Origin of the sequence: Ruegeria sp. HKCCA5839 (assembly GCF_013035585.1) — a bacterium.
Lineage (GTDB): Bacteria > Pseudomonadota > Alphaproteobacteria > Rhodobacterales > Rhodobacteraceae > Ruegeria.
On the sequence record NZ_WQIE01000002.1, the window covers coordinates 38635 to 59285 of the forward strand.

A 20651-nucleotide genomic window follows, 5' to 3' on the forward strand; every position below is an offset into this window, starting at 1 on the left:
GGGCAGTTTTATGGAACATATGCTGGAAATCATGTCGTTGCGTTTCGGTCTTCCAGCCGAAACAATTCTGCTGACCATCTTTGGCCTTGGCGTGTTGCTGGTATTCGTTGCCGTAACCTCGGCACTAAGCCGCCGCCATCCTGCGGCTGTCCGCATCGCCAATCTGCGTGCCCAAAGATATGGGGCCCGCAATGATCGTGGACTGTTGCGGGAAACCATTGCTACCCCAAAAGGCCTTTTTAAAGCAGCGCTGCCGAGCAAAGAGTCTGAGCGGCGCAAGATCGAGGAGCAGCTTATTCAGGCCGGGCTGACCGGCCGGAATGCCCTGCGGATCTATACGCTGACGCGAGTATGGCTTGGGATTTTCGTGCCGATGATTCTAGGTCTGCTTATTGTTGCCTCAAGAACTCCTGGCATTCCCGTTCCCAGTGCGATTACAGGTGTTTTTGAATCCATCAGCAAAGCCAACGCCATACAGCTTATCGGTGTGCTGACGGCCGTCGGATATTTCCTGCCAGCAGCCTGGCTGAAGCATCGCCGTAAGGAGCGTCAGCAGCGTATCCGCGACGCGTTTCCAAATGCCCTCGACTTGTTGCAGATTTCGCTTCACTCCGGATTGGGCTTTGATGCAGCTATGACCCGGGTCGGAAACGAACTCGCGCTGGCCTCCCCTGATCTGGCATTTGAGTTTCTGAACACACAGCACGAGATTCAGGCTGGGCGTCCCCGCGCAACCGCGCTGTCTGACATGGCGCGACGTACAGGGGTTGATGAAATCCAGTCATTTGCCACAGTCGTCCAGCAATCCATTCGCTACGGAACGAGCATGTCCGAAGCCCTGACCACCTATGCATCGGAAATGCGGGATTCCCGCGAAACCAGGGCGCAGGAGCTGGCAAATCAGTTACCAGTAAAGATGTCGGCCGTTCTGGCTGCACTGATGCTGCCGACGCTGATAATCATCACCGCCGCACCTTCGATGATTCGATACTTCCGGGGCTTTGGGGCGTAGAATTCGTGCTCAGTTCCACTGCAATAACGTATTCAAACAGGCCGTGTTTCCAAAATGAGAACAAACAGAGCTCTTGTCGCGGAACTTTTTTGCTCGACTTAGGCTGATATGGCTAAACTTTTAAGCAGTTAAGTGGAGTCCGGCCACACAAATAAATCGAGACACAATCGACGGGTGGGGGCGCTTGTCGAAAGGGTTGATCGGGTTTCGGTCAATGTTAAACGGTATGAATGGTATGTTTTCGGCGCATCGTTTCGCGCCAGATGCAATGGCACCGGCTTCAGAACTTCTTAAAGTCGTAGCGGTCCTTTGCCAGGCCTCTCAGGGGAAAGTTCCATTGCTAAACGCATTGCGTGAAACGGCTCGCGCGATTGATGCCGAAGTGGTTGCAATCAGCCGGGTCGACCTGCAAGGCAATCAGAATTCGGCAAAAGTGCTGAGCTACGACGCCAATCACAAGACGCCGGACAGTTTCAGCGGCTTCGACTTCTGCATCGCGCCTGCGATCTGCGGCGACAACATGAGCCGGGCCAAACTCGGGTCGGCTTGGTTCGGCAAGCTCGATGACCTTTCCGAATACGAACATCTGTCAGAGTTCTATGAGTTCCGCAGATTTTACGAGTCCGTATCCATTTTGCTGGAAAGACAAAATGGTGTCGCCGACTTTCTGGAATTGCATTTTAACCACCCCGTCTCTTCGGCTCTGGTAGATATTCTGAGCGTTCTGGGCCCTGTTCTGTCGGATTGCTGGAAGAAAAGATCTCTTGGTCGGTTTTCCGAAGCGAAGCTGAAGAACACACGCCGAAAGCTTATCAAGAAAGAACCAAAAAGCATTTTGTCTATGGACAACCCTTGTCGGCTGAGTCGCTCGGAGTATCGGGTTTGCCTGTTACTGGCGCGGGGACTGAACAACAACGCCTTGTTGTCCGAGTTGTCGATTTCAATTTCGACACTGCGTACGCATCTTCGCAATATCTACGTCAAAACAGAAACATCCTCTCAAGCCGAATTGATCCATGATTTGTTGACCCCGATGGTCAAGCGCCAATCGCCGACTGCGAGTAGCAAAAATGTCGCCTGAAGTCGCGCAGTTCGTCCCTTTGATCGTCATCACCCCGCTTTTGGCTGCAATGGCATGGAATGACCTGAAGAACCTCAAGATATCCAATAGGCTGGTGCTGACTATGCTCGCCGCTTTTGTCCTCTCCACGCCCGTGTTTCTATCCTTCCACGAGACGTTATACCGCGCGGCCTTCGGCGTCGGCGTATTTGTCGTTGGTTTTATTGGTTTCACGCTGCGCCTGTGGGGTGGAGGCGACGTAAAGGCTATCGCCGCGCTGATATTGTTTGTGCCCAGCTACTTTCTTTTGCTGTTCTTTTATACTTTCACCCTGTCCATGGTCGTGGGCATGGTGTTTGTGATCACAACCCGCTCGATAATTGGATTTCCGGAATGCCGCTGGCTCGCATTGCGACCAAAAGCCAGCTATCCGATGGGTGTGTCGATAGCCATGTCGGGTGTGTTATTGCCCTTGGTGGCGATGGGTTTGGGGTAGAACTTTAGGGTGGTCTTAGGCCTCATAGCCAAAAAAAAACGGTTGCTGGACCGCTTTAGCAGAAAGGAAGGCTCTCCAATTTGCGTCTGCAAAGAATATCCGGTTGCCGCCCTCGCGCCGGATGCCGGGCATCAATTCAATGGCTGCAAAGGGGCTTAACGTCGTCATTAGGTGCTTGGGTGCGAATAGCTGCAAAGTCCGCATAGCAGACCCAGAGAGTATCCTCTGCTTCAGATTAAACCCAGTTCGCCAACCATCACCGCGGGCTGCGCTTCGCCAGAATCCTCTGTAACGTCCGACGGTGCATATTCAGGCGACGTGCCGTCTCGGATACGTTGCGATCGCACAGCTCATATACGCGCTGAATGTGTTCCCAGCGCACGCGGTCGGCGCTCATGGGGTTTTCGGGGGGTGGGGGCAGTTCGTCGCCCTTGGCCAGAAGCGCGTTGGTGATGTCGGTGGCGTCGGCGGGTTTTGACAGGTAGTCGGTCGCGCCGATCTTGACGGCGGCCACGGCGGTGGCAATCGCGCCATAACCGGTCAGAACGACAACCCGGCTGTCAGGGCGTTTTTCGCGCAGCACTTCGACCACATCCAGCCCGTTGCCATCCTCAAGCCTCAAATCCACAACCGCATAGGCCGGTGGGCGGGCAGTGGAAATCGCACGTCCTGCCGCGACCGAGGATGCGGTTTCTACCTCGAACCCGCGTTTTTCCATCGCCTTGGCCAGACGCCGCAGAAACGGCTCATCATCATCAACCAAAAGCAGGGATTTGTCGGGGCCGATTTCAAGTTGCGCGCTGTCCGCCATGTGTATTCTTTCCGCTATTTCACGCCTTTGGCTTAGCTAAAAGTAATAGCAGCGCCATGACAAAGGTCAAACCGCGTTACAGCTTGTCGATGAAACATGCGACTTGATCCGCCATCTGCTCGGCCGAGGCGTTGCGGTCAAAGAATTCGACAAAGCCTTCTTGTGGTGTCACCAGGTAGGTGAAGGTTGAATGATCGACCAGATAGTACTCATCGCTTTTGTCATGCGCTTTGTAGTAAGTCTTATAGGCCTTGCTGGCTGCATCAACCTGTTCTGGTGTCCCTGTCAACGCCACAGTCTTGCCACCCAGATTGAACGCATAGTCGCCCACCACTTCGGGCGTGTCCCGGTCAGGATCAATTGAGATGAACAAAGGTGTCACCGACTGGCCGCGCTCATTCAGCAGAGTAGCCGCATCCACGTTGCGCGACATGTCGAAGGGGCAGACATCGGGGCAGAACGTGTAACCGAAATAGACAAGGGTTGGCTCGGTGATCACATCGGTGTCGGTGACAGTCTCGCCCTTGGCATTCAACAGCTCGAACGGGCCACCAATGGCTGCGGTACCCCCGGCGATCTGGCTGGTGCGGCATTGCGCGAATTTGTCGTCGGACCCTGTGCCACTGGTCAGCAGCCACATTGCGCCGATGCCAATGGCCAGAACAACGGTTGCGAGAATGGCGTAGAGGCGGATCATGAGCGGTACCAGGGTCAAGGGGTTGTTGATCGTTTCGGCTGAGACACCTATCAAGTTACCCAGCCGCTGCAACAGGACATAATCGACGCATGGCAAATTCCAATACCAGCCTCTGGCGCGGACAGGAACGCAGCAGCTGGATCCGGCTGCGCACGCTGATTTTGCTGCGCTGGGTCGCGATCATTGGCCAGATCACTGCCATCACCGTGGCGCAGCAAACCTATCACGTAAAGCTGGAGCTGGGCCTGTGTTACTTTGCAGTCGGTGTGTCGGTGCTGGGCAATCTGACCGCGATCATGCTGTTTCCCGAGAACAAGCGGCTTTCAGAGTTCGAAAACTTCCTGATGGTCTTGTTCGATCTGCTGCAGCTGTCCTTTTTGTTGTATCTGACCGGTGGTTTGAACAACCCGTTTGCTCTGTTGCTTGTTGGTCCCGTGACCATCTCGGCCAGCGTCATGAGCACACGCTCGACCCTGATTGTGGGCGCGGTGGCGGTGGTGCTCAGCACGCTACTGGCACAGTTTCACCTGCCCTTGCGGACCGAGCTGGGGTTGGTGCTTGAGATGCCAGAGATCCTGTTGTTTGGAAACTGGTCTGCAATTGTCATCGCGATTGTCTTTCTGGGTGCTTATTCGCACCGCGTCAGCACCGAAGTTCAATCCATGTCCGAGGCGCTGTCCGCTACCCATATGGCCCTTGCCCGCGAACAGAAGCTTACCGATCTGGGCGGTGTGGTTGCAGCAGCTGCCCATGAGCTGGGAACACCATTGGCAACGATCAAATTGGCCAGTTCCGAATTGATCGAAGAATTGGATGACAAACCCGACTTAAAGGAAGACGCCGCCCTGATCCGTGAACAAGCCGATCGGTGCCGTGACATTTTGCGCGATATGGGGCGCGCCGGTAAGGACGATCTGCACCTGAGGCAGGCACCGCTGTCGACCGTGATTCACGAGGCCGCCGAACCGCACCTGAATCGTGGTAAACAGATCGAGTTTGACGAAGGGCCCGGCCAGAACGGAGATGTGCAGCAACCGTCGATCCTGCGAAAGCCCGAGATCATCCATGGGCTGCGCAACCTGATCCAGAACGCCGTGGATTTTGCCAACACAACCGTGTGGGTTGAGGCGGAATGGACCCCGAACTGGATCTCGGTGAACATCATGGATGACGGGCGGGGATATCCGTCGCATATGATGGGCCGAATTGGCGATCCTTTTGTGCGCAGGCGCCGCTCGGACTCGGACCGCAAGGAGCGACCGGAATACGAGGGCATGGGGCTGGGGCTGTTTATCGCCAAGACCTTGCTTGAGCGCAGCGGCGCCGAGTTGAAATTCGCAAATGGTGCGGATCCCTATCAGAATTTGACTGACAAGAAGGACCGGAGAGGTGCGATTGTCAAAGTCGTATGGCCGCGTCGGCTGATCGATGCACAGCAGGGAGACTCGCCGATTCCCTCCGGTGAGAACCAACGGTTCCAGATCTGAATTAAGCTGTCGTTAACCATTTCGCGCGCACAGTGCCGGCAAGAATTTGAGATGGAAATGTTATGGCCAACTGGATCCTTCTGGCTGCTATCAGTGTCCTTGCCGTCTGTTTTGCGTTGCAGTGGCTCAGGCCCCGTCGCCCGGCAAAGTTCAACGATTTTGGCCTGGTTTCCTCGGATTCCCTGTTCGACCCCGTGTTTCTGTTTGAAGGCAGCCGATTGATCGGCCACTCTGATATTGCGCTTGCCGGGTATGAAACTGTCAGTAATTGGGACGATCTTCGACGCTTGCTGCGGCGTGATTTTCCAGCTTTCCCCGAAGTTCCTGAAATCGTGCGCAGCCGCGGAAACCTGGTCGTGTCCGCCATTGACTGCACCATCGACCGCGAGGTTTTTTGCGAATGGATTGATGGGGTTATTCGTGTGCGACTGCGCGATCTTCCCGGTGCACCGGGGCCTGTGCGCCGCGATGTGAATGACCCGATCCGGTTGGCTATGGATATGGCGCCCTATCCGGTCTGGCTGCTGGACCACCAGGAACAGGTCAGTTGGTGCAACGCCGCTTATGTTCGGCTGGCGCGAAAGATCAACGGGCAAGACACCGATCTGACCAAACCGCTGTTTGCCCAAGAAGGGGTCGACCTCAAGCCAGGGCGAAAAACGCGGGTTAGTGTTGAAACACCCGATCATAACGCAAAGCTGTGGCTCGATCTGACCAGCGTGGCGCATGAACAGGGTCATCTGTTTTATGCGGTCGACATAAACGCCATTGTCGAGGCGGAGACGACGCAGCGGAAATTCGTTCAGACAATGACCAAGACATTTGCCCAGCTGTCCATCGGGTTGGCGATCTTTGATCGCAACCGACAGTTGGCTCTGTTCAATCCGGCCCTGATCGATCTGACCACCCTGCCCCCGGATTTCCTGAGCTGCCGCCCCAGCTTATCCAGCTTTTTCGACCGTCTGCGCGATCAGCACATGATGCCAGAGCCAAAGAATTATCGTAGTTGGCGGCGGCAGATGAATGACCTGCTTGAGGCGGCGCAGGACGGCAACTACCAGGAAACCTGGACACTGCCCTCGGGCTCGGTCTACTCGGTCAGTGGTCGGCCCCATCCTGATGGGGCGGTGGCCTTTCTGTTCGAAGACATCACCGCCGAGATCACTCTGACCCGGAGGTTCCGGTCCGAAATGGACCTGATTCAATCCATTCTGGACAAGCTTGCCGATGGGGTCGCGGTATTTGCTGATGATGGAACGCTGGCCTTCACCAACTATGCCTATCACCAGCTTTGGGGCGAATTGGACGAAACGGGGTTCGAGGTGACGACAATCCTGGATGTCACGCGCAGTTGGCAAGAAAAATGTGCCGCAACCCCCATCTTGGGCGAAATCCGCGAGTTCATAGAAACGCGCGAAAACCGGGCCGAGTGGAATGCCAATTTCCAAATGCGGACAGGCGAAGAGGTCAACTGCACCATCAGCCCGATGCAGAACGGGGCCACGATCATTTGTTTTGCGCGCACCAATGCGCGGATCCGACAGCGTGATCTTGAAAAAATCAGCGCCTGAACCGGGTTGCAGCCGGTCTGGCACAGGTTCATTGTGGCGTCATGACCGCGCCCAAGACCATCCTGCTGAAATCACCCGAAGACACGAGCGATCTAGCACTTCAGATCGGTCAGTTTCTGAAACCCGGTGACACCCTGCTGCTGGAAGGCCCCATTGGCAGCGGCAAAACCCATTTTGCCCGCGCGTTGATCCAATCGTTTATGGTTACCCCCGAAGATGTGCCATCCCCAACCTTTACGCTGGTGCAGGTATATGACACGCCTTTGGGTGAAGTTTGGCACTCGGACCTCTATCGCCTCAGTTCACCCGAAGAAATTGAAGAGCTTGGCCTGATCGACGCGTTTGAAACATCAATCTGCCTGATCGAATGGCCCGAGAAACTGGGTGATTCAACCCCGAATTCGGCGCTGACGCTCAGCTTTCGGTCAGATACAAAGGCCGAAGATATCCGGCATCTGAACCTAAAATGGACTGACCCGAAATGGGCCCGCAAACTCGAGTTCATCCCATGACCAACCGAACCATTCTGGCCGAAGCGCTGATTGCACAAACCCCATGGGCCAATGCAAAGCGCGAACCCCTTGCCGGAGACGCCTCGAACCGCCGTTACGAGCGACTGACAGACCCTAACACTGGCAAAACAGCCGTACTTATGGACGCGCCACCCGAAAAGGGCGAGGATGTGATCCCATTTGTGAAGGTGGATGAATACCTCCGATCGGTGGGACTCAGCGCGCCGGAAATCTATGCGGAAGACAGCCAGTACGGGTTTCTTCTGCTTGAAGACCTGGGCGATGATCTGTTTGCCCGCGTGCTTGAGAAAGACCTGGCATTGGAAGCGCCCCTTTATGAGGCCGCAACAGATGTGTTGGTGCATCTGCACAAACAGCCGGTCATGTCCCTGGACAGCTACGACCCTGCCTTAATGACAGAATTAGCGGCGTTGAGCTTTACCAAATATGCGCAAGGCATTTCGGGCGGTTTTGAAGCTGACGCCAAGGCACGGTTTGAACATCGCTTTGCCGACATCTTGCACCGCGAAACCGGCGGAAAACGGGTCGTGGTACAGCGCGACTACCATGCCGAGAACCTCATCTGGCTGCCCGAGCGCGACGGCGTGGCGCGGGTGGGGTTACTGGATTTCCAGAACGCGATGCTGGGCCATCCGGCCTATGATCTGATGTCTCTGTTGCAGGATGTCCGCCGAACCGTCTCGACCGCGATTGAGATGCGCATGATCGACCGCTATATCTCGGCATCAGGCATGGACGGCCATGATTTCCGCACCGCCTATGCGGTTCTGGGCGTACAGCGCAACCTGCGGATTTTGGGCGTTTTTGCCCGTCTGGCGACCGAATATGGAAAGCCGCATTATGTGGATCTGATCCCGATTACCTGGTCGCATTTGATGCGCAATCTGGAACATCCCACACTGATCCCAGTCGCCGACATCCTGCGCAAGGCTCTACCGCAGCCCACTGCGCAAAACCTGGCCAAACTGAAACCACTATGAGCGCCGATCCCGAAGCCATCATGCTCTTTGCCGCTGGATTCGGCACCCGGATGGGTGCTTTGACAGCGGATCGGCCCAAACCGCTGATCCCGGTTGCAGGGCGTCCGCTCATTGATCACGCCCTAAACTTGGTCGATGGGGTTCAGCCGATCCGCACAGTCGCGAACCTGCATTACAAAGCGGATCAGCTTGCCGCCCATCTGGAACCAAAGGGGGTTTTGCTGTCGCGGGAAGAGCCCATGATCCTGGAAACCGGTGGTGGACTGCGGGCCGCCCTGCCCTTTCTGGGTTGCGATCCTGTATACACGCTCAACACCGATGCGATCTGGGCCGGACCAAACCCGCTACACCTGCTGAGGGATGCGTGGGACCCTGATCAGATGGACGCGCTGTTGATGTGCATCCCCATCGCACAAACCCTTGGCCATGGCGGCACCGGCGATTTCACCCTGGATCCCGACGGTCGGATTACCCGTGGGCCGGGTGTTGTCTATGGAGGCGCTCAGATCCTCAAGACCGATGGGCTTGAGGCGTTTGACGAGCCCGCCTTTTCCTTGAACCGCCTATGGGACCAGATGCACCAGCGCGACCGGTTGCGCGCGGTCAAATATCCCGGTCGGTGGTGCGATGTGGGTCGCCCCGAAGGGATCGCTCTGGCCGAAAGCCTGATCGCAGATGTTTAGCCCATCCGACAAAGCGCGCGTGTTTGCGGTGCCTCCGGGCGTCGATTTCCCGCGCGCATTGGTCGAAGGGCTGCGTGCACGTACGGCCAAGCTGCCGCCAGAAGATTTAGCCCGGGCGCAGGTGATCGTAAACACAAGACGTATGGCGCGACGCGTGCGCGAGCTGTTTGATCAGGGGCCACCGGCGCTGCTGCCGCGCCTGTCGCTGGTCACCGATCTGGGGGAAAGCGTCGATCTTGCGCAATTGCCCCCGGCCATTCCAGCGCTGCGCCGCCGGTTGGAGCTGACCCAACTGATCTCGAAACTGCTTGATCAGCAACCCGATCTGGCCGCGCGGTCCTCACTCTTTGATCTGTCAGACAGCCTGGCCGCGCTGATTGATGAGATGCAGGGCGAAGGCGTGTCTGCGGATGCCATCCGGCAGTTGGATGTCAGTGACATGTCGGGCCATTGGGCACGCGCGCAGGCCTTTATCGGGATCGCGGATCATTTCTTGACCACCGATAACAACGCTCTGGATGCGCAAGCGCGGCAACGTCGGGTTGTCGAGAGCCTGATTGAACGGTGGCACAAGGCTCCCCCACAGCACCCGGTGATCCTGGCCGGGTCAACCGGGTCTCGGGGCACAACCTTGATGTTGATGCAGGCCGTGGCGCAACTGCCGCAAGGCGCTTTGATCCTGCCGGGCTTCGATTTCGAGCAGCCCGCAGCGGTCTGGGATCAATTGGATGAGGCGCTGACCGGCGAAGATCACCCGCAATACCGGTTCCGCAAGATCATGCAGGTGCTGGATCTGACCTCAGATCAGATCGCGCGCTGGACCGAGGACGCACCCCCTTCTGTCGCGCGCAACCGGTTGGTATCGCTGGCGCTTCGCCCTGCCCCGATCACCGATGCCTGGATGTCCGAAGGGCCAAAGCTGCAAGATCTGGACACCGCAACATCCGCCATGACCCTGGTCGAGGCACAATCGCCGCGTGCCGAGGCCCTGGCCATTGCCCTGCGCCTGCGTCAAGCCGCCGAAGATGGTCAAACCGCTGCGCTGATCACGCCAGACCGAATGTTGACCCGTCAGGTCAGCGCCGCGTTGGACCGGTGGGATATCCTGCCCGATGACAGCGCGGGCCTGCCCTTGCAGCTGTCGCCCCCGGGTCGGTTTCTGCGCCATGTGGCGGGCTTGTTTGCCCGCCGTCTGGATGCCGAGGCGCTGTTGACCTTGCTCAAACACCCGCTTTGTCATGACGGTGACGCGCGCGGAGCGCATCTGTTGCACACCCGCGACCTCGAACTGGACCTGCGCCGCAACGGTCCGCCCTTCCCGGATCGCGAAAGCCTGCTGGCCTTTGCCGCGCGGCAGGAACAGGCGGGCGACTGGGCGCAATGGGTGGCGGATCAGTTTTGCGACCAGCATATCTCTGGCACGCTCCTACTGGCAGAATGGGTAACGCGCCTGCGCATTTTGGCAGAAGCGATCTCGGCCGGGCCTTCGGCAGAAACCGGTACATTGTGGGACAAGAACACAGGTCAAAAGGCGCTTAAGGTTTTGACCAGCTTGTCAGATGAGGCGCAGCATGGTGGCGCGATGACTGCCCATGACTTTGCCGACCTTCTGGGTGCTTTGCTGGCGGCAGAAGAAGTTCGCGACCGCGACGCCCCACATCCGCATATCATGATCTGGGGCACGCTCGAAGCGCGTGTCCACGGCGCTGACCTGCTGATTCTGGGCGGGTTGAACGAGGGCAGTTGGCCCGAAGCCCCAGCGCCCGACCCGTGGTTGAACCGACAGATGCGCGATAAGGCCGGTCTGTTGCTGCCCGAACGTCGGATCGGCCTGTCCGCCCATGATTTCCAGCAAGCCATCGGCGCGCCAGAGGTCTGGCTGACCCGCGCCGCGCGGTCAGACGACGCCGAAACTGTTCCCTCGCGCTGGTTGAACCGTCTGACAAACCTGCTCAGCGGGCTGCCCGCGCAAAACGGTGACAAGGCGCTGGAAGACATGCGTGCGCGTGGGCGAACATGGCTGCGGTGGTCCGAAATCTTGGAAGAGGCGCCAGAGATTGACCCCGCACCGCGCCCCTCGCCCCGCCCCCCGGTTGCAGCCCGCCCCCGACAGCTGAGCGTGACGGAAATCAAACGCCTGATCCGCGACCCTTACGCGATCTACGCCAAACATGTGCTACGGCTTCGGCCTTTGGATCCTTTGGTGCAGGCGCCCGACGCATTGCTGCGCGGCATCGTCATTCATGAGATTCTGGAACATTTCGTTAAAGACAGCGTTTTTGATGCGGCGCTGCTGAGCCGTGAGAACTTCTTGAAACGTGCCTCAGACCTGTTGGATACGCATGTCGCCTGGCCCACGGCGCGGAAATTGTGGCTGGCTCGTCTTGAACGGATAGCCGAGGATTTCCTGCGCGCCGAAACCGCGCGTCGGAGCGACGGCGGCCCGGTCGCGTTTGAGGCACGGATGAATCTGAAGCTCAATCCTTTGGACTTCACGCTGGTTGGACGCGCCGACAGGATCGACATCAACAGTCGGGGCGCGATGCGGATCATCGATTACAAAACCGGCGCACCACCGACCGAAAGCCAACAGTCGAAATTTGACAAACAGCTGTTGATTGAGGCCGCCGTGGCCGAGCAAGGCGGTTTGGATGGGTTCGATCCAACAGCTGTTGCTCAGGCGGTCTTTATCGGCATGGGCGGAACCTACAAAGAGGTCCCGGCGCCTTTTGATAAAGAACCTGCCGATAAGGTATTGGCCGAGCTAAAACAACTGATTTCCGCCTATTTAGAGCATGATCAAGGCTTTTCATCCCGCCGCATGCTGCATAAGGACAGCGATTTTGGCGACTATGACCATCTTGCGCGGTTCGGTGAATGGGATCGAACCTCGGACACTTATCCCGAGGATTTGACATGAGCGCCCGCAACGAAGCCACCGAACGGCAGGTTCAGGCAGCGCGGCCTGATGCCTCGACCTGGTTGGCGGCCAATGCGGGCTCGGGCAAGACCCGCGTGCTGACCGACCGCGTGGCGCGCCTGTTGTTGGACGGGGTGCAGCCGCAGCACATTCTGTGCCTGACCTACACCAAAGCCGCCGCCAGCGAGATGCAGAACCGTCTGTTCAAGCGGTTGGGCGAATGGGCGATGCTGGACGACGGGGCGCTGTCGTCGCAACTGACCGAACTGGGTGTGACCGGTGCGATCGATCCCCAGCGACTTGCACAGGCAAGAACCCTGTTTGCGCGCGCGATTGAGACGCCGGGTGGGCTGAAAATCCAAACCATCCACTCTTTCTGCGCCGCGCTGCTGCGGCGTTTCCCGCTTGAGGCCGGTGTCAGCCCGCAGTTTTCCGAGATGGAGGACCGCGCGGCCGCGTTGTTGCGCGAAGAGATCATCGAGGATTTTGCCGAAGGCCACCACGCAGCCCTGATCGAAGATGTCGCACGGTTTGTCACCGATACCGGGTTTGACGGGCTGACCGCTGCGGTGACCCAGAAACGCAACCTGTTCGCCCATGAGCTGGATTGGCCCGACATTCTGGCGCTGTTCGATCTACCCAACGGGTTCGACGATCGGGCGTTGCTGGATCAGGTCTTTCTGGGCGGCGAGGTGGAGTTGATTTCTTCAGTTAGCGAAGTTCTCAGATCCCAGTCCAAAACTATGGTTGATCTGGCGAATGAACTGTCGATCATATCCTGGAGAAACCCAACCAGAACTGATGTTGAAAAGCTCTACTCTTTGTTTCTGTACAAGAAAGAAAAAATCTATCGCCCAGAAGCTAAGACAAAGTCGGTTCCTACCAAGAATGCACAAGCCGCATTGGGTGCCAATCTTGTTGGTTTTCACAGTTTGATGGAACGAGTAGCAGGCGCGCGAGAAATGGAGCTCGCTTTTTCTGCTGCACGCAAGACCTATGTTCTGCGCCGTTTTGCAGCGGCGTTCCTGCCGGAATACGAGCGGCGCAAGCAATTGCGCGGTTGGCTGGACTTCGACGATCTGATCCTGCGCGCGCGACAGGTGCTGAACGATCCGGCGGTCGCGGAATGGGTACTGTACCGTCTGGACGGTGGCATCGACCATATTCTGGTGGATGAGGCGCAAGACACCAGCCCCGACCAATGGGACGTGATCGAGAAACTGGCGCAAGAATTCACCAGCGGGGAAGGGGCCAGGTCCGGCGTTGAGCGCACGATTTTTGTGGTCGGGGACAAAAAGCAATCGATCTATTCCTTCCAGGGCGCCGATCCGCAGGCCTTTGACCGGATGCAGCAGGAATTCGGGCGGAAACTGGCTGAATCAGGCTCTAAATTGTGGGATTTAACGCTGGAATACTCCTTCCGGTCTTCCAGCGCGATCCTATCTCTGGTCGATATCCTGTTTGAAAACCAGACCGAGGCGGGGTTTCACAAGGATGCGTTGCATCGGGCGTTTAAGGCAGATTTGCCGGGTCGTGTTGACCTGTGGCCGGTGATCGAAAAGGTCGAAGACCAAGAGGATAGCGACTGGACAGATCCCGTCGACCGTCCAAGTGCGCGCCACCATACGGTTCTATTGGCGGAAAAGGTCGCGTGCTCGATCAAAACGATGATCGACCAGAAAGAAACGATCCCCGATGATGGCGACGCCCCCGGCACATTCGTACGGCGCGCGGTGCAGCCGGGGGATTTCTTGATCCTTGTGCAGCGCAGGTCGGACCTGTTTGCCGAGATCATTCGGGCCTGCAAAACCATCGGTTTGCCGATTGCCGGGGCCGACCGCCTGAAAGTGGGTGCAGAACTGGCAGTCAAGGATTTGGCCGCGCTGCTGAATTTTCTGGCCACGCCCGAGGACAGCCTGTCACTGGCGACAGTGCTGAAATCCCCGTTGTTTGGCTGGTCCGAGCAGCAATTGTTCGATCTGGCCCATCGACGAGAGGAAACCTTCCTTTGGGCCGCGCTGCGGCGGCGAGGGGAGGAATATCCCGAAACCATGACTGTGTTGAACGATCTGCGCGGTCAAATCGACTTTTTGCGCCCCTATGACCTGATCGAACGCATCCTGACCCGTCATGACGGGCGGCGTAAACTGCTTGGGCGGTTGGGGGCCGAGGCCGAAGACGGGATCAACGCGCTGCTGTCGCAGGCTTTGGCCTATGAACGCACGGATATCCCCAGCCTGACCGGGTTTCTGGTCTGGATGCAGACCGATGATCTTGAGATCAAACGCCAGATGAGCGGCGTCGGGAACATGATCCGGGTGATGACCGTTCATGGCTCTAAGGGTCTTGAGGCCCCGATTGTGATCCTGCCGGATACCGGAAAACGACAAGCGCCGCGCGATGCCGAGATCATGGTATCGGGCGATGTGCCGTTTTGGAAAGTTCCTGCAGACCAATCACCGACGCGGATCGCTGCGGCACGGGCTGAGGCACGGGAACGTGAGGAAAACGAACGCCTTCGATTGCTCTATGTGGCTCTTACACGGGCCGAAAAGTGGTTGATCGTGGCCGCAGCAGGCGATGTCGGGAAAGATGGTACAAGCTGGTATGAGCAAGTAGAGGCAGCAATGGCGCGCGCTGGCGCAACGCAAGTTCCCGGATTGGACATCCAGCGCTTGTCGCATGGAGATTGGGATGGTCCCCCGCTGAAGACGGTGGAAACGGCGACTGAAACATCCGAAGCATTGCCCGATCTGTTCCTGCGCCCCGCGGTCAAAGCCATCGCACCGCTAGAAACACTCAGCCCCTCGGACCTAGGTGGCGCAAAAGCTTTGTCCGGAGATGCTGGCCAAGATGAAGAGGCTGCCAAACTGCGCGGAACGCAGGTGCATCTGTTGCTTGAGCATTTGCCGACAGCAGAGCAGGCTGATTGGCCTCAGATCTGCGCGCAGCTTTTGCCGGACCTGCCACAGACCGAGCGGCAAGAGCTGTTGTCCGAGGTTTCAAACGTGTTGACCGCGCCTGATCTGGAGCTTGTCTTTGCTGGGAATGCACTGGCCGAAGTCCCGGTGACGGCTGAAATCAACGGTCGCCGCATCCACGGGATCATCGACCGCCTGATCGTAACCGGGTCAGAGGTTCAGGTGATCGACTTCAAATCAAACGCCACGGTCCCGGATCGCCATGAATCCTGCCCTGAAGGTCATTTGCGGCAAATGGGGGCCTATGCTGCGGCGCTGTCGCAGATCTATCCCGATCACACAATTCGAACTGCAATCCTATGGACTCGAACCGCGCAGCTTATGTGGTTGCCACACGAGACTGTGAGCGATGCGCTGGCCAGGTCGGAGATGCCTTGACCTTGGAAAACCGCGCACCTACGTTCTGTCCCCAACCCAATCCCATTCAGGAGACATGAGATGTCGACCGTAGCCGTAACCGATGACACCTTCGACGCCGAGGTTAAAAACGCGACCGTACCTGTGGTCGTCGATTTCTGGGCCGAATGGTGCGGACCCTGTAAACAGATCGGCCCCGCTCTGGAAGAGCTGGCAGCCGAGTATGGCGACAAGGTGAAAATCGCCAAGGTCGACGTGGACAGCAACCCAAACTCTGCCGCTGCAATGGGTGTACGCGGCATTCCGGCGCTGTTCATTTTCAAAGACGGTGAGGTGGTGTCGAACCGCGCGGGCGCTGCTCCGAAAGCTGCGCTGCAAAGCTGGATCGAAGAATCCATCTGAACTGGAGGTAACAGTTGATCCAAAAGGCGCCTCATATCGGGGCGCCTTTTTTAGTGCGGAGATAAAGCAACCAATGGCAAAAACGCGGGTTCTTGTGGAATTTGGGATGGGCACGTCGTTGCGGCGCATGGACTATACCGAAGCAGCAGTGCGGGCGATCAAAGACGCGCTGTGGCACAACTCGGTCAATATGGCTGAACTGTTTGGTTTTCCCAAAGAGGCGATGATCATCGACGCCGAAATTGGCGTGCAGCAGCCCGATCAGGTGGACACAGGTGCGTTGCCCGCCATCTTCCCCTATGGCCAGCCCAATATCACCGTCACCAAAGGCGGTCTGGACATCGAAAAACCCGGGCGCGATGGACTTACGGTCATCGCAAATGCAGCCCTGATCGTTTCCTTCGACATGGAGCCTGCGGCATGAGTGAACAGCGCATCATTCTGGAAATGGGCACAGGCAATGATCTGTATGGGCAAGACTATACCAAAGCGGCGCGGCGCGCGGTTCAGGATGCTTTGCACCATTCCTCGATCACATTGTTTTCGAAACTGGGCATCGACCATTCTGAGATGCGCGTTTGCGTGACCATCGGTGTTCAAAACCCGGACCTGGTCGATTGTGCGCAAGTGGCCGCCGATTTGCCGCGGGGCAGGGCCGAAGTGACCGCCGTGTTAGGCGGCTTGGATGTCGCGGATGAGGCTACAGGAGCCAAACATGTGATTGCCACGGCCGCGATCGAGGCGTTTGTGCCCAGCCTGGTCGGGAAATACAAACAAAGCTGAAAAAGAAAAAGCCGCCCATAGGAGCGGCTGATCTCTATCTTCTGTCTGAAAAAGCTCAGAACTTGGCGACGTCCTCACGGGACAAGCCGATGTCGTCCAGCTGAGCGTCGGTCAAAGCAGACAGCGCTTTGCGTGTGTTGCGTTCATCATTCCAACGCAGGATGTTGGTCAGAACTTGGGTGAAAAAGCCGGCTCCGTGCAGGTTGTTGACTGCTCCGAGCGGCGCATGGGTTTTTGCGATAGTGGCCATTTGCGCGTTCCTATTCTGTTGAAACAGCCGACCCTGTGTCGGTTGTGAGCCTCATGTAGGACCCCGTGCCGAGTCTTACAATTGCTACTCCAGCAGGCCCGTATTGCACTGCGTGCATATCTTTTGGGCGATTTAAGAACAGTTGCACCAAACACTTACCCGGCCCATATAGGGGCGCAGACAGTACGGAGGCTTTTATGGCAGAGAACGACTTTCCCGGTTGGCACGGCACCACGATCATCGGTGTCAAAAAAGACGGCCACGTGGTCATCGCCGGTGACGGTCAGGTCAGCCTGGGCCAGACCGTGATCAAGGGCACGGCGCGCAAGGTCCGCCGCCTGTCGCCGGGCGGGTTTGAAGTGGTTGCCGGGTTTGCCGGGTCGACAGCTGATGCATTCACCCTGCTGGAACGACTGGAGGCCAAGCTTGAGGCGACACCCGGCCAACTGGCCCGCGCCTCGGTCGAGCTGGCCAAGGACTGGCGCACCGACAAGTACCTGCAAAAGCTTGAGGCGATGCTGATCGTCACGGACGGCTCTGACCTGCTGGTGATTACCGGGGCAGGGGATGTTCTTGAGCCAGAGCACAATGTAGCGGCCATCGGTTCGGGTGGTAACTTTGCCCTCGCTGCGGCCCGCGCGATGATGGACAGCGACAAGTCAGCCGAACAGGTGGCACGTGAGGCCATGGCAATTGCCGCAGAGATCTGCGTTTACACCAACGGCAATCTGACGGTTGAGACGATATCAGGCTAACAGCGCCTTGATCTCTTTCCCTTTCCAGCGGCGGTGCATCCCGATCAGGCCAAAGATCGCGGCGAGCACCACGATGTAATAGGGCACGCGGATATCGATGCTCATCAACCCGCCACCGATCAATGACATGACGCCACCTGCCAGACAGAAGACGGCAGTGGTCACGCCCATGACCCAGCCCTGATCTGCCTCGCTGACGCTCGAGGAGAACAGGCCCAGCATCGTTGGATAGGCGACACCGAACAGGAAATAGAAGAAAAAGACCGGCACATAGCTGATCAAGCCACTGGGGCTGAACGCGAAGGCCAGACCGCACACGATCATCACGATCAGTGCGGTATGAATGATTGCGTGTTTGCTGAACCGCTCTTGCGCGGGTTTGACGAGGAACGTGCTCGAGAATGCCAGCGCAAACCCGATCACCACCATCGCCATGCTGCCACCGATCACGCCATATCCAAAGGCGCTGGTCAGGAAGTTGTCCACAAAGACATAGAAGGTGACATTTGCGATCATGAAGAACGAATAGACCGGCAGGATTTTCAGAACCATGGGATGGCCCCGCACGGCGATCAGGCTATCGGTGATATCGCGCGGACGGAAGACAAAAGGTTCGCGCTGGGTCCGCGTGTCCTTGAAGAATGTCATCACCAAAAAGATTGCGATCAATACCAGCACAAAGGCGCCGTAGAACGGGGTTTTCAAGGTCGCAAAACTGCCGAACAGGGCGGCATCGGACAAAACCGCTCCGATGATCGGGCCGCCGACCAGGCCAAAGCTGACACCGGTCACGATATAGCCCATGTTGCGATCCCGGTCGGCTGCGTCCGTGCTGCCGTCGATCATTGCGGCCTGTGCGATGGGTTGGTTGCCTGCGGTAAAGCCGGTGATCGACCGCCCGATGATCAGCAGCAGCAGGCTGTTCATGAACAGCGCGAGAATGGTGATGGCGTATCCGGCAAGGGCACCGCCCAGACAGACCAACAATGCGTTTTTGCGTCCGATGGAATCCGAGACTTTCGAGACATAGACAACGCCCAGAAACCACGACAGGAAAAAGCAGCCGATCACCAGGCCGTAATAGAAATGGCGTTGGCCCTGAGGAGTGTTTTCAGGCAAGAACCCTGATTTGGTTTCCATGATCAGCGAGTTGATGATCGGAAAGACCAGCCCTTGCCCAATCAGATCGACAAAAACCACGAACAACAATGTGATCTTGGCAATTTTCGTCATAAATTCGCCCCCGGTTCCAATACCTTGTGCAAAGTCTAACAGACGAACACAAAGGTGGCTAACACTGTGTCGGTGGCTCTATCGGATCGACCCGTTGCTCAAATTCAGGCGACCGAGCCTGCTGTTGTTTTTGCGAATGCGGTTTCGGTCAACAAAGTTTGGTCGCTCGAAGCTCTGCAGCTTTGGTGAAAACCTGCTCTCATTCAGTGACCGGCTTGTGTTTTCCGGGGCGATGATTAGGTTCCGCTGCGAAACAAACGGATAGATTAGTATGACCGACCTGACCCCGCGCGAGATCGTCTCGGAACTGGACCGCTTTATCATCGGACAGAAAGACGCCAAGCGCGCCGTGGCCGTGGCGCTGCGCAACCGTTGGCGGCGCAAGCAGCTGGCTGATGACATCCGCGACGAGGTTTATCCCAAGAATATCCTGATGATCGGCCCCACCGGCGTTGGCAAGACCGAGATCAGCCGCCGTCTGGCCAAATTGGCGCGTGCACCATTCATCAAGGTCGAAGCGACCAAGTTTACCGAAGTCGGCTATGTCGGACGTGATGTGGAACAGATTGTCCGCGATCTTGCCGACGCGGCGATTCTACAAACCCGCGAATACATGCGCGAGGACGTCAAAACACGGGCGCATCAGGCTGCCGAAGATCGGGTGATCGCTGCCATTGCCGGTGAAGATGCCCGCGAAGGCACGCGCGAGATGTTCCGCAAAAAGCTGAAAGCCGGAGAGCTGGACGATACCGAGATCGAGCTGGAGCTTTCGGATACCTCAAACCCGATGCCCATGTTCGATATTCCAGGCCAGCCCGGGGGGCAGATGGGCATGATGAATCTGGGCGACATTTTTGGCAAAGCCTTTGGCGGTCGCACCGTGAAAAAACGGATGACTGTCGCCGAAAGCTATGATGCGCTGATCGGGGAAGAGGCTGACAAGCTGCTGGATGACGAGACGGTTAACCGCGCGGCCCTAGATTCGGTCGAGCAGAACGGTATTGTCTTCCTGGATGAGATTGACAAAGTCTGCGCCCGTTCAGATGCGCGGGGTGGCGATGTCAGCCGCGAAGGCGTGCAGCGGGATCTGCTGCCCTTGATCGAAGGCACCACGGTTTCGACGAAACATGGCCCGGTCAAGACCGACCATATCCTGTTTATTGCCTCGGGCGCGTTCCACATCGCAAAACCGTCGGATCTGTTGCCGGAACTGCAAGGCCGTTTGCCGATACGCGTGGAATTGCGGGCGCTGACCGAAGAGGATTTCGTGCGGATCCTGACCGAGACCGATAACGCTCTGACCCGCCAATACACCGCTCTGATGGGGACCGAGCAGGTCACCGTCAGCTTTACCGATGACGGCATCGCCGCATTGGCGCGCATCGCTGCGGATGTGAATCAGAGCGTTGAGAACATCGGCGCGCGGCGGCTTTACACGGTAATGGAGCGTGTTTTTGAAGAACTGTCCTTCACAGCCCCTGATCAGGCCGGGGCAGAGGTTACTGTGAACGCGCAGTTTGTTGACGACAATCTGGGCGAATTGACCAAATCAACCGATCTCAGCCGTTACGTTCTGTAATAATATCAAGCTGGTTTTTGCCGGCCAACGGTCGACATTGACTGGACGTCGCATCTGAATC

General features: G+C 57.4%; 19 protein-coding genes. 15 read left to right on the top strand and 4 right to left on the bottom strand.

The genetic code is table 11. The annotated features are described in order from the left end of the window. The first annotated feature begins 10 nt into the window (after positions 1-10). The 3 genes from GOV38_RS05765 to GOV38_RS05775 all read left to right on the top strand — a co-directional run bounded on the left by GOV38_RS05765 (position 11) and on the right by GOV38_RS05775 (position 2568). Complete coding sequence (locus GOV38_RS05765; RefSeq protein WP_171097757.1) at positions 11-1012, top strand: type II secretion system F family protein; 1002 nt, start codon at positions 11-13, stop codon at positions 1010-1012. A gap of 337 nt (positions 1013-1349) precedes the next feature. Continuing rightward, positions 1350-2093 (top strand): LuxR family transcriptional regulator, encoded by a 744-nt coding sequence (locus tag GOV38_RS05770; RefSeq protein ID WP_217352066.1) that lies wholly within the window; start codon positions 1350-1352, stop codon positions 2091-2093. After that, on the top strand, positions 2083-2568 hold the full coding sequence (locus GOV38_RS05775) for a prepilin peptidase (protein WP_171208412.1): 486 nt from the start codon (positions 2083-2085) through the stop codon (positions 2566-2568). The genes GOV38_RS05770 and GOV38_RS05775 overlap by 11 nt, the downstream gene beginning before the upstream one ends. Before the next feature lie 256 nt (positions 2569-2824). Here the strand turns inward: GOV38_RS05775 and GOV38_RS05780 are convergent, their stop codons facing one another. Both GOV38_RS05780 and GOV38_RS05785 read right to left on the bottom strand, forming a co-directional pair. Then, on the bottom strand, positions 2825-3379 hold the full coding sequence (locus GOV38_RS05780; RefSeq protein ID WP_171097347.1) for an ActR/PrrA/RegA family redox response regulator transcription factor: 555 nt from the start codon (positions 3377-3379) through the stop codon (positions 2825-2827). 76 nt (positions 3380-3455) lie between these two features. Continuing rightward, a complete protein-coding gene (locus GOV38_RS05785) occupies positions 3456-4076 on the bottom strand; it encodes an SCO family protein (RefSeq protein ID WP_171097349.1) in 621 nt (206 codons plus the stop codon). Between the two features lie 89 nt (positions 4077-4165). Between GOV38_RS05785 and regB the strand changes: the two genes are divergently transcribed. From regB to GOV38_RS05835, 10 genes are all read left to right on the top strand, one after another. Beyond that, on the top strand, positions 4166-5563 hold the full coding sequence (gene regB / locus GOV38_RS05790; RefSeq protein ID WP_171208413.1) for a sensor histidine kinase RegB: 1398 nt from the start codon (positions 4166-4168) through the stop codon (positions 5561-5563). A gap of 62 nt (positions 5564-5625) precedes the next feature. Next, on the top strand, positions 5626-7134 hold the full coding sequence (locus GOV38_RS05795; RefSeq protein ID WP_171208414.1) for a PAS-domain containing protein: 1509 nt from the start codon (positions 5626-5628) through the stop codon (positions 7132-7134). 41 nt (positions 7135-7175) lie between these two features. Continuing rightward, complete coding sequence (tsaE, locus tag GOV38_RS05800) at positions 7176-7646, top strand: tRNA (adenosine(37)-N6)-threonylcarbamoyltransferase complex ATPase subunit type 1 TsaE (protein WP_171208415.1); 471 nt, start codon at positions 7176-7178, stop codon at positions 7644-7646. Continuing rightward, a complete protein-coding gene (locus GOV38_RS05805; RefSeq protein ID WP_171208416.1) occupies positions 7643-8647 on the top strand; it encodes an aminoglycoside phosphotransferase family protein in 1005 nt (334 codons plus the stop codon). Before tsaE ends, GOV38_RS05805 begins: the two co-directional genes overlap by 4 nt. Beyond that, entirely contained in the window at positions 8644-9330 is a 687-nt protein-coding gene (locus GOV38_RS05810) for a nucleotidyltransferase family protein (RefSeq protein WP_171208417.1), read from the top strand. The genes GOV38_RS05805 and GOV38_RS05810 overlap by 4 nt, the downstream gene beginning before the upstream one ends. Continuing rightward, positions 9323-12250 carry a double-strand break repair protein AddB gene (addB, locus tag GOV38_RS05815; protein ID WP_171212975.1) on the top strand — a complete coding sequence of 976 codons (2928 nt, stop codon included), beginning with the start codon at positions 9323-9325 and terminating at the stop codon, positions 12248-12250. Before GOV38_RS05810 ends, addB begins: the two co-directional genes overlap by 8 nt. Then, positions 12247-15609 (top strand): double-strand break repair helicase AddA, encoded by a 3363-nt coding sequence (addA, locus tag GOV38_RS05820; protein ID WP_171208419.1) that lies wholly within the window; start codon positions 12247-12249, stop codon positions 15607-15609. The genes addB and addA overlap by 4 nt, the downstream gene beginning before the upstream one ends. Before the next feature lie 60 nt (positions 15610-15669). Continuing rightward, a complete protein-coding gene (trxA, locus tag GOV38_RS05825; protein ID WP_171208420.1) occupies positions 15670-15990 on the top strand; it encodes a thioredoxin in 321 nt (106 codons plus the stop codon). A gap of 73 nt (positions 15991-16063) precedes the next feature. Further along, positions 16064-16414 (top strand): Lin0512 family protein, encoded by a 351-nt coding sequence (locus GOV38_RS05830; RefSeq protein ID WP_171208421.1) that lies wholly within the window; start codon positions 16064-16066, stop codon positions 16412-16414. Next, entirely contained in the window at positions 16411-16773 is a 363-nt protein-coding gene (locus GOV38_RS05835; protein WP_171136647.1) for a Lin0512 family protein, read from the top strand. Before GOV38_RS05830 ends, GOV38_RS05835 begins: the two co-directional genes overlap by 4 nt. A gap of 55 nt (positions 16774-16828) precedes the next feature. Here the strand turns inward: GOV38_RS05835 and GOV38_RS05840 are convergent, their stop codons facing one another. Then, on the bottom strand, positions 16829-17023 hold the full coding sequence (locus tag GOV38_RS05840) for a DUF1127 domain-containing protein (RefSeq protein WP_171097370.1): 195 nt from the start codon (positions 17021-17023) through the stop codon (positions 16829-16831). Between the two features lie 197 nt (positions 17024-17220). On the opposite strand from GOV38_RS05840, the gene hslV reads away from it, so the two are divergent. After that, the gene (gene hslV, locus GOV38_RS05845; protein ID WP_171208422.1) at positions 17221-17778 is read left to right on the top strand and encodes an ATP-dependent protease subunit HslV; all 558 of its coding nucleotides are present in this window, start codon (positions 17221-17223) and stop codon (positions 17776-17778) included. Here the strand turns inward: hslV and GOV38_RS05850 are convergent. Continuing rightward, positions 17770-19011: an MFS transporter gene (locus tag GOV38_RS05850; RefSeq protein ID WP_171097374.1), complete on the bottom strand. Its 1242-nt coding sequence runs from the start codon at positions 19009-19011 to the stop codon at positions 17770-17772. The two genes, hslV and GOV38_RS05850, sit on opposite strands and share 9 nt — an antisense overlap. Before the next feature lie 271 nt (positions 19012-19282). Here GOV38_RS05850 and hslU point away from each other — a divergent pair, with 271 nt between their 5' ends. Continuing rightward, positions 19283-20590: an ATP-dependent protease ATPase subunit HslU gene (hslU, locus tag GOV38_RS05855; protein WP_171208423.1), complete on the top strand. Its 1308-nt coding sequence runs from the start codon at positions 19283-19285 to the stop codon at positions 20588-20590. Positions 20591-20651: the final 61 nt, after the last annotated feature.